Annotated in this window: 12 protein-coding genes; 6 read left to right on the top strand and 6 right to left on the bottom strand. The window is 62.7% G+C overall.

Going from position 1 to position 12,240, the window contains the following annotated elements; translation table 11 throughout:
- Positions 1-54: 54 nt before the first annotated feature.
- Together DVK01_RS09280 and DVK01_RS09275 are read right to left on the bottom strand one after the other, a co-directional pair.
- Positions 55-720 (bottom strand): helix-turn-helix domain-containing protein, encoded by a 666-nt coding sequence (locus DVK01_RS09280; RefSeq protein WP_101349387.1) that lies wholly within the window; start codon positions 718-720, stop codon positions 55-57.
- A gap of 492 nt (positions 721-1,212) precedes the next feature.
- Entirely contained in the window at positions 1,213-1,578 is a 366-nt protein-coding gene (locus DVK01_RS09275) for a DUF5802 family protein (RefSeq protein ID WP_101349386.1), read from the bottom strand.
- A 147-nt stretch (positions 1,579-1,725) separates the two neighbouring features.
- On the opposite strand from DVK01_RS09275, the gene DVK01_RS09270 reads away from it, so the two are divergent.
- From DVK01_RS09270 to DVK01_RS09260, 3 genes are all read left to right on the top strand, one after another.
- Entirely contained in the window at positions 1,726-2,358 is a 633-nt protein-coding gene (locus tag DVK01_RS09270) for a DUF1405 domain-containing protein (protein WP_101349385.1), read from the top strand.
- Between the two features lie 108 nt (positions 2,359-2,466).
- Complete coding sequence (locus tag DVK01_RS09265; protein WP_121536443.1) at positions 2,467-3,903, top strand: hypothetical protein; 1,437 nt, start codon at positions 2,467-2,469, stop codon at positions 3,901-3,903.
- 97 nt (positions 3,904-4,000) lie between these two features.
- A complete protein-coding gene (locus DVK01_RS09260) occupies positions 4,001-4,648 on the top strand; it encodes a metalloregulator ArsR/SmtB family transcription factor (protein ID WP_101349383.1) in 648 nt (215 codons plus the stop codon).
- Between the two features lie 30 nt (positions 4,649-4,678).
- Here DVK01_RS09260 and DVK01_RS09255 read toward each other — a convergent pair whose 3' ends face one another.
- The 3 genes from DVK01_RS09255 to DVK01_RS09245 form a co-directional block, all read right to left on the bottom strand.
- The gene (locus tag DVK01_RS09255; RefSeq protein ID WP_101349382.1) at positions 4,679-6,244 is read right to left on the bottom strand and encodes a Na+/H+ antiporter NhaC family protein; all 1,566 of its coding nucleotides are present in this window, start codon (positions 6,242-6,244) and stop codon (positions 4,679-4,681) included.
- A gap of 344 nt (positions 6,245-6,588) precedes the next feature.
- A complete protein-coding gene (locus tag DVK01_RS09250; RefSeq protein ID WP_101349381.1) occupies positions 6,589-7,098 on the bottom strand; it encodes a hypothetical protein in 510 nt (169 codons plus the stop codon).
- Positions 7,099-7,171: 73 nt separating this feature from the next.
- Positions 7,172-7,771: a hypothetical protein gene (locus tag DVK01_RS09245; RefSeq protein ID WP_121536441.1), complete on the bottom strand. Its 600-nt coding sequence runs from the start codon at positions 7,769-7,771 to the stop codon at positions 7,172-7,174.
- A gap of 177 nt (positions 7,772-7,948) precedes the next feature.
- Here DVK01_RS09245 and gatD point away from each other — a divergent pair, with 177 nt between their 5' ends.
- The 3 genes from gatD (at position 7,949) to DVK01_RS09230 (ending at position 11,871) form a co-directional block, all read left to right on the top strand.
- Entirely contained in the window at positions 7,949-9,196 is a 1,248-nt protein-coding gene (gene gatD, locus DVK01_RS09240; protein ID WP_121536439.1) for a Glu-tRNA(Gln) amidotransferase subunit GatD, read from the top strand.
- A 77-nt stretch (positions 9,197-9,273) separates the two neighbouring features.
- Positions 9,274-10,152 (top strand): GNAT family N-acetyltransferase, encoded by an 879-nt coding sequence (locus DVK01_RS09235; protein WP_121536437.1) that lies wholly within the window; start codon positions 9,274-9,276, stop codon positions 10,150-10,152.
- A 63-nt stretch (positions 10,153-10,215) separates the two neighbouring features.
- Positions 10,216-11,871: a histidine kinase N-terminal 7TM domain-containing protein gene (locus tag DVK01_RS09230; protein WP_121536435.1), complete on the top strand. Its 1,656-nt coding sequence runs from the start codon at positions 10,216-10,218 to the stop codon at positions 11,869-11,871.
- An 18-nt stretch (positions 11,872-11,889) separates the two neighbouring features.
- On the opposite strand, the gene DVK01_RS09225 is transcribed toward DVK01_RS09230, so the two are convergent.
- Positions 11,890-12,168 carry a ubiquitin-like small modifier protein 1 gene (locus DVK01_RS09225; RefSeq protein WP_101349376.1) on the bottom strand — a complete coding sequence of 93 codons (279 nt, stop codon included), beginning with the start codon at positions 12,166-12,168 and terminating at the stop codon, positions 11,890-11,892.
- Between the last annotated feature and the right edge of the window lie 72 nt (positions 12,169-12,240).

Below are 12,240 nucleotides of genomic sequence, written 5' to 3'. Positions count from 1 at the left end.
GGGACAGGCTTAAAAGTGACTTCCCGGACCGCAACTGCATCGAAGCGTTACCACTCAGTCCGGCGGTTCGTCGTCGTCTCTCAGCGAGGAGATGATGAGCCGCCTGATGCCGCGCCGAAGGCGACCGCCGGCCGCGGGTTGAGAGATATCCAGATCGGCGGCGACATCGCTGAGAGTCGCGTTCCGCGGCTCTTCGAAATACCCCATTTCGAGTGCGACGAGGAGCGCCTCCCGCTGGCTGTCAGTCAGCCCTGCGTCCGTGTTTCCCAGACTGGCGTACTCGTTCACGCGCAGCAGATCGATGTCGATGTCGTTCTCTTGAGCGTAGTCCCACAGCTGAGCGAGAGCCGTCCGTTCGGGCAGCCATATCGTCAGTATCCACGCGCTCCCGTCGTTTTCCATGTCGAGGATAACCCCGTTCGCGGCCGAGATGACGGGGGAGAGGATCTTTGCTTCGTCCGTGTACTCGAAGCTGTAGATGGCCTCGTCGTCTCTGGTTTCGATGACGCGTTCGAAGTCCCCGACAGTGCTGTCGTTCCGTAATCCGTCCTCGAACTGCTGGAAGTCGGACGATTCAATGTGGTAAAAGAACTTGCCCGACGTCGGGTCCGTGCCCGCCTCAGACACGGACCTGACTTTCGAGCTCCGGTCGTGGGAAACGGTCTGTGTGAGGACGATGTCGGGATGTTCGGCTCGGACGACCGCCTTGATATCGGTCATGTGTCTGTAGAGTGGTGTGTGCCAGCGCGTGCAATTACGTGGTGGACACGTCGGCGGAAATCCGTCCCAAACTCTTGGTACTAGCTGAGGGTAGTCGTGCGCTAATTTAACTGAGTCGGTTGGCCGTGAGGGCCGAGTCGGCCCGATTTCCGTGTCTCGTCCGGCCGGTCCGAGCGGGATACGTGCCCGCTGAGCCGGCGGGTTCCCGTACGGCGGTGTCACCGGTTCAGACGCGATGGCTGAACAGCAGCGCCCAGAGACGTTCGGGCCAGCCGGCACCATGCGATGGAGATACGCCGGCGGGGAGGTAGAATTTGGAGTCAGTAGCGCTATCCTGCTCCTCAGCGTGGTTTCGCTGTGACATACATGTGAAGAGAGGCCCCCGAACCGCATTGCTCTGTAGCTTAAGCGTATAACCTACTTATCCCACGTTTCAAAATTCCGGTCCGTCCGGTAGCCAATGAGAACGCAGTGAAGCGGAGTTTCACCCGCTCAAACAGCAGTGTCAGGGAGTATCGTCGCGCCCTCTGAGAGAGAGAGCAGTTGTGCGGCGTGGTCCGCTTTCGCCAGAAATACTTCTTCGAGGCTGGGCGGGTTCCGGACGTTGGCGTCTTCGAGCATCGGTTCGGGAACAACGAGTGTGTCCGCCGGGACCTGTGCATCTCCGTGGACGGCAAAGTGCTGGGAGCCGAGTTTCATTACCAGCGGATAGTCTGTGCGTTCGACCCCTTCGCCGGAGGCGTACAACTGTTCGTTCACTCGTTCGTGCTGCTCGCGACACATCGCGGCCGCCGCGTCATCTCTCGGTTCGACGTAGAGGCGGCCGAGGTAGTATCCACGCGAAAACTGTTCGAACATCGGTGCAGGTGTATGTGTGCCATTCACATACATAAGTCTTCGCCGGCAGCCTTTTGCCGCCGTGCAAACAGCGGCAACGCACAGTCGGTGGCTCGATAGCGACTCCCGTCCGACAGGGCTTTGCCGCGAGCGGTCCCGAGTCGACCCATGAGCGAGCAGCGGGGGCCGTTGCCCCGTCGGTACGCGCGGTACTACCTCGAACAGACACCGAGCCTCGTGTGGCTGCTGGTCGTCAACGCCGTGGCGATGCTCGTCGGCATCCGGTACTACGTCGAGACGATGCCCGAGGTGTCGACGTTCCTCTGGCCGCTGTACGCCGACTCGCCGGCCGCACTGTTCCTGATGACGCTGTCGGTCGCTACCCTTCTGCCCTTTCTCGGCAAGTCGCTCGACGAGGTCCCGCTGACGGTCCCGCTTGCGTACCTCCACACGATTGCGCTGGTCTGGCTGGTAAAGATGGGGCTGTGGACTGTCGTGGCGTTAAATATCGGCTTCGACGCGTACTTCCCCGCGCCGTGGGCGTATTTCGGCATCATCATCACCCACCTCGGCTTCATCGCCGAAGGGCTGTTAGTTCCCCACTACGCCCGAACGACGAGGGGCGCGCTCGTGACCGCGCTGGTGCTGGCCCTGTGCAACGACGTGCTCGATTACGCCTTCGGATATCATCCGCCGTTGCGCTACGAGCCCGGCCTCGCGCTGCCGGTCGCCACCGTCGCGCTGTCCGTGCTGTCGGTGGGACTCGCCTGGCGACTGCTCCCGTCGGGGAAGCCGCGTTAAATACGTTCGTAAACACTCTTGGACTATCTGCGGTTGTTTCAGGGGCTGATGAACGACACGAACGAAGGCGTTTCTTTTTGATGTGGGAGGGTCGAAGTAGGAATAGGAATGAGCCCACGCCAGGCCACGCTCCTCACAGTGCTGGTCTTCGTCGGGACTGTCGCTGTCGGCCTCCCAGCCGTGACAGCGCAGGAGACCGCAACGGAGACAGTGGCCACGCAGAACGAGTCTGCCAGCGGAATGGGAACGCAACTCACGGCGTTCCTCCAGTCGAACGCTGCCGCCGCGAACGACACGGTCGAGAACGGGATGTGGCGGTCGACATACAACCAATCGAACGGCACTGAACGAGCCGAGCTGGTCACGAAGCGGGCGGGCTCGCTCGAACGCCGGCTCGAACGGCTACAGGAGCGAAACGCCACGCTCGAACAGCGATACGAGAACGGAAGCATCAGTGAGCAGGCCTACGTGGCACAGCAGAGCCGACTCACCGCAGAGATTGCGGGCCTGCAGACCGCGATTAACGATACCGATGCAGCGGCCGAACAGACCGGTGTAAACGACACTGCACTGGAACGGTTGAAACAAAACGCAAGCAAGCTTTCCGGTCAGCAGGTCGCATCGATTGCTCGGGGTATCGCCGGACCGCCGGGGACCGCTGGCCCGGATGAACAGGGACCGCCCGACGACGCTGGCGTCAACCGGAGCGAAGCAGGACCGCCCGACGGCGCCGGAGTCGACGATAGCGACCGGGGGCCGCCAGCCGAGACGCCCGACCGGGGTGCCAACAAGAGCAACCGAGGCCCGCCCGGCGAGGCTCCCGGACAGCAGGGAAACAGTAGCGAGCGAGGCCCACCTGACGATGCCCCCGGACAGCAGGAAAACGAGACCGAGGGAGACCCACCCGCTGACAGGGGTACCGACGGCGATAGCGAGGGGGCAGACGGCGCGGCCGGGAACGAGGGAAACGAGTCTGACAGGGGGGCGGAACGGGGCAACGGGAACGAAAACGGGGAGCGTGGAGCGTCCGGCACCGAGGACAGCGACGACAGCGGCAACGATGCCAGAAACGGCGCTGGCGGGGAGAACGGTTCTGACGCCGACGAATCCGGAAACGACGGGGCCGACGGCTCGTCCGAGACGGATTCCGACGGTGATGCGGGCGAGGGGGGCAACGACGAGGGAAACGGTAACGGGAGCGACCAAGGCAGCGACGGGGGTGAGCAGGGCAACGACCAGGCCGGGGACCAGGGAAACGGTGACGAAGGAGACCGGGGAAATAACGGAAACGACCAGAGCAACGACGGCGATACCAGCCAGAACGGTAACGAAGGCGACCAGGGGAACGACAGCGGGGAGGGGCAGGGAAACGATAGCGGAAACGACCAGGCCGGGGACCAGGGAAATAACGGAGGCGACGGGGGCAACGACGGCGGTGACCAAGGAAGCGGCCAGGGTAGTGACCAAGGAAACGACGGCGGCAACGGCCAGGACAATGACCGAGGAAACGGCGGCAGTCAGGGCAACGGGAACGGCGGCGCATAGGGGTCGCGGGCCTACCCGGTCGCTGAGCGGGGGACACACCAGCAAACCGCCCGACGAGAGTCATACTTTTGAACCGTGACCCGCTACCTACGTATCGATGGACTCCGCCGAGCTACTCAATCTCCTTGGAAACGCCAATCGCCGGCGGATTCTCAAACTACTCGCACACAAACCCTGCTACGTCACCGAAATCAGCGAGTACATCGGTGTCAGTCCGAAAGCGGTCATCGACCACCTGCAGAAGCTCGAAGACGCCGGCCTCGTCGACTCCCGGACGGACGACCAACGCCGAAAGTACTTCTCTATCGCCCGGAACCTCCGTCTGGAGGTCCGCGTCTCTCCGTACGAGTTTGGTACCAAAAGCGCCTATCCGGCAAACCCCGAGTTCGAGATGCCCTCCTGTCGCCACCTCTCGATAGACGTTGGGGCCACATCTGACGGGGACTTTCACGACCTGGCGCGCGAACTGGAGCATCTCCAGCAGCTAGAGAACGAACTGTCGCTGGCTCAGCGATGGGTGCAAGCCCGCATGACCGACGTACGGGACCGCATCGACTCCGGCTTCGAGAACGGCGACGGACGACTGTACGCAGAACTGGTCAGCGGGCTCGCAAACGGTATCGATACCGTTCCAGCGCTGGCCCGAGAGATTGAGGCCCCGCCCGAAATCGTCGAGGAAGCGCTCACGCGGCTGGCGGAGGACGACGTGGTCGAACGGACCGACGACGGCTGGGAAATCGTCTGAGCCAAACGGTGTTTCGGAGAGCGGACCGTCTCAGTCCGCGTTCGAACCGTACGAACTGGGGACTTCGACCGAGAGCTGTTCTGAGAGCAGGTACGTCACAGACCCGACAGCGACCAGTCCGGCGGGGAGCGCAATGTACGCCGAAACGCCGTAGCCGGCCAGCAGGAACAGCCCGGTTGCGACGATGCCGGCCAGTACTGCATAGGGAATCTGGGTGTTCACGTGGTCGACGTGGTCACTCGCGGCGAACATGCTCGACATCACTGTCGTGTCGGAGATGGGCGAGCAGTGGTCGCCAAACAGCGCGCCGGTCAGGATCGCTGCGATAGCTGGGGCAAGCGGCGCGCCGAGAGCGTGTCCGAGCGGTATCGCGACAGGGAACAGGATACCCATCGTCCCCCAAGACGTGCCGATGCTGAAGCTGATAATGACCGCGCTGAGGAAGATGATGGCGGGCAGCATCCCGGCTGTGATAATTCCCTCGCTGATAGCGACGACGTAGGGACCGACACCGAGTGCCTGACTCACAGCACCGATGGACCACGCGAGCGAGAGCACCGCAACGGGGAACATCACCATTTTGAATCCCTCGAAGATGGCATCGCTCACTTTATCGACCGCAATCCGTGCGTGTCCGACCAGAATTGTCAGAATGACCAGACAGGCCGAGAACGAGGCCCAGACGATTGCGTCAGCGGTGGCCGCGTTCGACAGTGCATCGGTGAGACTCCGGCCAGCGAACCCGCCACCAGAGTAATACAGCGAGAACCCGGTCACCCCCACGAGTGCGGCAATTGGTGCTGCGAAGTACCACCACCGTGGCTCTACGTGGTCGGGCGTGACGATATCGTCCTCCTGCGTTTCCATGAGTGGGTCCGCGTTGTCACCGAGGACTTTGCCCTCTTCCTTTGCTCTGCGTTCAGCCTTCGCCATCGGCCCGAAGTCCAAGTCCGCGATGACGACGATGAAAACCATCGCAAGTGCGAGCAGGCTGTAGAACCGATAGGGTATCGACTCGAGGAACAGCAGGAACGCGCTTCGCTCCACCCCAATCGTGGTGAGTTGCTCGGCGATGAGCCCGACCTCGAACCCGAGCCATGTCGAGACGACCGATATCGACGCGGTCGGTGCAGTGGTGGAGTCAAGGATGTACGCCAGCTTCTCGCGGCTGATGTCGAATTTATCAGTGATCGGGCGCATGACAGACCCGGTGATCATCGTCGAGGCGTACGAGTCGACGAAGATCGTCATTCCCAGTAGCGACGTGCCAAGCGCCGCCTGACGACGAGTCCGAATACGCTTGACCATCTGTGACGCCAGCGCATTCATCCCGCCGGAGAGGAAGATCATCCCCAGCATTGCCCCGATGAGGAACGTGAACAGGAGCAGCTTGACGTTGAACGGCTCAGTCACGTTATCCACGACGAACTGGAGGCTCCGGGCGGCTCCGGCGGCTGGATTCCAGCCGACGAGCACCGTCGCGCCGATCCAGATGCCTGCAAACAGCGAGAGGAGTACTTGGCGAGTGAACAGCGTCAGTACAATCGCGAGCATCGCCGGGAACAGGCTGATAAGCCCGTATGTCTCTGGTGCCATACGTTCTGGTCCGGGATTTACATACGAGAGTTATAAGAGTTGTCAACTCAAGATATTGTGGTTAGATGGCCATAGAAAACAACGTATAATCATATTATTATTTGTTTTTTGGACTATTGAACAAGTTATAGATGTGTTCGACAAGACGGAGACAATCGGTCGCACCGAAAACGTCCGTTCACGCCGAAATCGTAGCGAGCCGTCACAAACGAAAGACGGGCAGAAGATTTCAACAGCGTTTGTCTGATACCTCTATTGCAGTCCGAGCGACGGGACCGTGGAATGCACTGCAGCAAATGCAGCAAGCACGGTCGCGATACTGACCGGCACAGTCGCCTGAAAAGCTACAGGTCTCTCGTCAGCCCACTGCGAAGGTCCCGGCCGAAGTAGTGTCCGACGAGCGCGAGGACGAGACCGACCCCACCGGCGATGGCGAACAGTCTGGTACCGTTCAGTCCCGCAGCAAGCTGTGGGAGGAGGGACAGAACGGCCGTTGCGCCGCCGCTGACACCGCCCGCCAGCCCCAGTTCGGCGTATCGGCGCTCGCTAGCGAGCAGTCCGTAGACGAATCCGCCGAGTACGATGCCGAGCAGTTCGGTGAACGGCACGAGCGGTATCAGTCCGCCAAGCACCATCCCGCCGCCGACCGCGCCGAAGGCGAACAGCAGCGCCCGCAGTGAGAAGTAGCTGCCGCTGTCTGTGGTGGACGTTTCGGTGATAGACGACGTCGTGTCGCGTGATTCCCCGACAGCGACGTCCGTCTCTACTGATTCCGTCGTGCCGACATCGACGCCGAGGTCACCGTCCGACTGCGCGTCCGCGTCGCGGGTCCGCTCCTCGGTTCGTTCGGCCATACTGAGTATGGGACGGCGAGTAGTATGGTCCTTTTGGGGCCTGTCGGCAGTCAGGGAGACGGCGGTGTGTCGCTCAGATACCGAGCCAGTCGTCGTTGCGAACCGAGTAACCGTTCGACCGGCAGAACTCCGACGCCCGTCGGCGCACGTCGCGGGACCCCGGTAGCGTCTCGTTCTCGTGAATGTGCTCAATAATCCAGTCGGCGATAGCGCGAATGCCTTCGTCGTCGTCATCCGCATCGATAGCTTGCAGCGCCCGGAACGTCCGCTCGTACCCGTCGCGCTGTGAGGCACCGAACGACGCGTTTTGATACCTGTCGGCAGCCTTTACAATCCGTTTCATCGCCCCCGCTACGGTCGGCCGCTGGACTCGGGTCCGGACCTCGGCCGGCGAGTCGAACGACTCGACCGCTGCATCGGGCAAGAGATCCGCAACGGTGTGCGTTCCCTCGGCCGACTTGATCTCGTAATCGCCAACCGCATCGACCACCGTAGCCGCTGATGCCGAGAATTCGAGCGTGTCGAGTTCAGTCTCGAAGGACGCGAGTTCCGTCGAGTCGACTGGCGGCTCGGGCTCGTCCGCGCGCTCGAGCTCCTCGGCGATAGCGCGCTCGCGCTGGCGGCGCTCCTCGTTTCGAGCCTGCGCTTCGCGCCCGTTCTTGTTGTCTGCCATACGTGTTAGGAGCATGTCGAGTGAGATAACATTGTGGTTTGGTATCGTGTGTGTTGAGAGTCCGACTGCGAACTGCCCCACACACCGGAGCCGCGGGTCGTCGTCAGGTCCGGCGTATAGCTGAAAAGGCTCGGCGAAACGAGTGGGTTCAAGTCCCACCGGCGGAAAGTGCCGCGCATGAACGCAGGCGACCGGGTCCGCGTCGAGCGCGCGGCCCAGACATACGAGGGCGTGTTGCTTCCATCGAGTACGCCCGAGCACCTCGTCGTCAAACTCGACGGCGGGTACAACGTCGGTATCGACCGCGAGGGCGCATCCGTCGACGTGCTGGAGTCGGACGTGTACGACGTCGAGAGCGCGCAGGACGAACAGAGTCAGTCGGCAATCGAATTCGACGACGACCTCCCGACGGTGTCGCTCATCTCCACCGGCGGGACCATCGCCTCGACCGTCGACTACCGTACCGGTGCAGTGACGGCCCAGTTCGACGCAGAGGACGTACTGCGAGCGGTCCCGGACCTCGCCGGGATGGCGAACTACCGCGGCCGCGTCGTCGCGAATATTCTCTCGGAGAACATGACCCCGGCCGTCTGGCAGGACCTCGCGCAGGCGGTCCACGAGGAAATCGAGGCCGGCGCAGACGGCATCGTCGTCATGCACGGAACCGACACGATGCAGTACTCCGCGTCGGCGCTGTCGTTCATGCTCGACACGCCGGTTCCAATCGTGTTTACTGGCAGCCAGCGGTCGGCGGACCGCCCGTCCTCGGACAACGTGATGAACGCTGTTTCGGCGGTCGAGGCTGCGACGAGCGACTGTGCGGAGGTGCTGGTCTGTATGCACGCAGACGAGTCCGACGACCGCTGTGCGCTCCACCGCGGCACCCGCGTCCGGAAGAACCACACCTCGCGCCGGGACGCCTTCGAGACAGTCGGCGCGAAGCCGCTTGGCGAGGTCGACTACGACATCGACGGCGAGAGCACGGTTACGTTCCACCGTGAGTACACCGAACGGGACGCCGCCGACCTGGCGCTGCACGACGACATCGAGACCGACGTGGAACTCCTGAAGTTCTCGCCGGGGATGGACCCGTCGCTGCTCGAAGCCGCCGCAGAGGACAGTGAGGGTGTTGTCATCGAGGGCACGGGGCTTGGCCACGTCAACACCGACTGGATCGGGACCATTGAGGAACTGGACATCCCGGTCGTCATGACCAGCCAGTGCCTCGAAGGCCGGGTCTGTGACCGCGTCTACGATACCGGACGGGACCTGCTTGACGCCGGCGTCACTGAGGGCGAAGATATGCTCCCCGGTACAGCGAAGGTCAAGCTCATGTGGGCGCTGGCCAACAGCGACGACGTGGCCGATACGATGCAAGAGCCCCTTGCCGGCGAGATTCAGCAGTGCTCGACACCCTGGTTGTAGCGCTGGGACCGGCGCAGTAGTCACGGTGTGGCTCCGCGGAGCGTCTCTTTTTTATTGTCGCGGGCGAGTCCAACGGTATGTCGCCGACTGTTCGGACGGCTTGTCACGACGACTACGAGGCTATTGTCGACCTGACCAGCGATGTCTGGGCCGACCGCGCGATGGCTGATTACATCCCGGACGTGTTCTACGACTGGGTCGACGACGACGGCCCGGACCGGAAAACCCTCGTCGTCGACGTTGACGGCCACGCCGTTGGCATCGCGCAGGCCGTCAGACTCACCGAGACTGAGGCGTGGTTTCAGGGCATGCGCATCGACTCGGATCACCGGGGGAAGGGGTTCGGGTCGCTGCTGACCGACCACCTCCTCGAATGGGCGGCCGCTGCCGGCGCGTCAGTCGGTCGAAGCATGGTGTTTTCCTGGAACGAGGCCGGGCTCGGCCAGTCGCTGGCTGCTGGCTTCGAAGCGGTCACGTCGTTCCGCTGGGCACACCCCGAGCCGGCCGACGTAACGCCCGAGATGTCTGTCGGGAACGACCCCACGACAGCGTGGCGCTACTGGCAGGGGAGCGACGGTCGGGATATCCTGTCAGGGCTCGCGCTCGACAGCGGAGAGAGCTGGGCGCTCTCGACGCTGACGCGGGAGACGCTCGACCGGCTAGCGACTGAACGGGCGGTCCTGACCGTCGGCGAGAAGCCACAGGGGATGGCGTGTCGCGCCCGGACGACCGACGCTGACGGCGAACGGCTCGCAGAGTACGCAGTCGGGGTATGGAGCAACGTCGACGCTGCACGGGCCCTATTCGATGCGATCGCTGCCGATGCAGCGAGGCTCGGCGTCGACGGGACACGAGTCCTCATCCCCGAGACACCGCGACACGTGGCCCAGGCTGCGTACGCCGGCGGAGACATCAGCGAGTGTCCGGACTACGTGTTCGAAATCCGCGACCTCTGAGAGTTATCATAGGCGATAACGCGGACACAACACTCATTGAAAGACTTTCCATACCATAGGTAGATGAATCTGATCGGGAGCTCTCCGGCATTTCTCGCGTACGTCGCGGCATACGCCCTCGCGGCAGCCGGATGCGGTGTCGGGCTCTACAGAGCAGCTCGCATGGAAGACCCGGATACTCGCCGCGGGATGGTCGGACTCCTCCTCTGTAGCGGCGGCTGGGCGGCGCTGCAACTCGGCTTCCTGATCACGCCCGGGACGCTCGGATACGCGTTCTACCTCGGCAGCCTCGTCGTCGGGCTCGCGACGGTCGGCGCGTGGCTATACTTTTGTTCGGCGTACACCGGGCGGGCATTCCACCGGAACCGACTGTACCGTGCGGTCGCTGTCAGCGTGTATCTCGCTGTCGTTGCGGTAAAGCTGACCAATCCGTTTCACGGGCTCTATTTCGCCACGCAGTTCGCTTCCGACCCGTTCCCGCACCTGGCAATTACACACGGCGTGTTTCACTGGGTGGTGACAGGGCTCTCCTACGCGCTCGTCACTGTCGGCTTCTTCATGCTGTTCGAACTGTTCCTCGAAGCGGACTACGACACCCGTCCGCTCGGGGTTCTTGTCGGGATTACAGCGCTGCCGGTCATCCTCGATATCGTCGGGTACGTCAGCGACCTCCTCCTCGATATCAACCACGAACCGCTCGGTGTGGCACTGTTCGCGCTCGGTGTCCTCTACGTGTACGACGAGGCGTTTCTCGCCGTCCAGTTGACCGATGGCGTCGACGAAGCGGTCGTGTATCTTGATGATGACGGCTATATCAAGGAGGCAAACGGCAAGGCACAGCGGCTTTTTCCGGCCCTGTCCGGGAGCCGCGGACAGAACCTTGAGACGGTGCTGCCGGCCGTCACCGAAATACTGCAAACGGACGAGCAGATTCTCGAACGAAACCGTGGTGGCGGAGCAGAGTACTACCTCGTCAGCGACACCTCGTTTTCGCTGGGACAGGTCAATATCGGTCGGATGCTCGTGTTCACCGACGTGACCGAAAGCGAACGGCGTCGCCGCGAGCTTGACAGACAGAACGAACAACTGGAGGGGTTCGCCACTGCAATCAGACACGAGCTTCTGAACACGCTCCAGATAATCACCGGTCGTGTCTCCGTCGCCGGCAACGCTCTGGACCGCGGCGAGGTGGACCTGGCAAGAGACTCCCTCCGGTCGACATCCGAGACGGCCGAACGGATGTCCGAAATCGTCAACGGACTCGCGACGCTGGCTCGACATGGACAGACAATCGACGAGACGACGGCTGTCGACCTCAGGCCAATCGTCGACGGGGCTTGGGAACGTGCTGACACCAACGGCCTCACGATGGCGGCCGACGTAGAGGGACAGGTCATCGCCGACCCGACACGCCTGCGAGACCTCTTCGAGAGCGGGTTCACGTTCGCGGCACACAACGACGCGTCGACGGTCACGGTCAAACGGGAGGCTGACGAGATCGTCATCACCGATGACGGCACCCCGGCGGGCGAGACAGCGTCGGACGCCTTTTTCGAGTACGGCGGCGCGATACCGGACGCTGCGGCCGGGATGACGCTCCCGAACTTGCGGATGCTTGCACGGACCCACGGCTGGGACGTAACACTCGATACTGAATATCAGGACGGCGTCCGTATCGTCATCTCGAACGTGACGGCGCCGGGGCCGCTGGAAAACTGAGCCCGCTGCCGATCCGTATCAGCCGCCACTGACCGGCGGAAACAACGCAAGTTCCGTCTCCTCGTCGACTGCCGTCGCCAGCCCATCGCCGGTAGCGAAGGGGTCTTCGCCGTCGACGAGCACCCGGATGTGGTCGGCCAGCTCCTCGTTTTCGTCGAGCACCTCCTCGGCGAGCGCCGGTCGGGCCGCGAGCAGCGCATCGAGCGCTGTGCCGACCGTGGCGTCCGCCTCGATATCGACGCTGACCGACTGGCCGTCGGCTGCGTCCCGGAGGTGTGCGAACAGTTTCCACTCCATAGCCGTACTCCGGGCGTCTGGCAAAAGAGGGTTCCGGACTGAGGTGTGTCCGGTCGGTTCGGAGGCAGGAGA

The organism is Haloarcula sp. Atlit-120R, from assembly GCF_003665885.1.
GTDB classification, from domain to species: Archaea; Halobacteriota; Halobacteria; order Halobacteriales; family Haloarculaceae; genus Haloarcula; species Haloarcula taiwanensis.
Note: the sequence above shows the minus strand (reverse complement) of the source record. Positions and strands in the feature narration are given on the sequence as shown.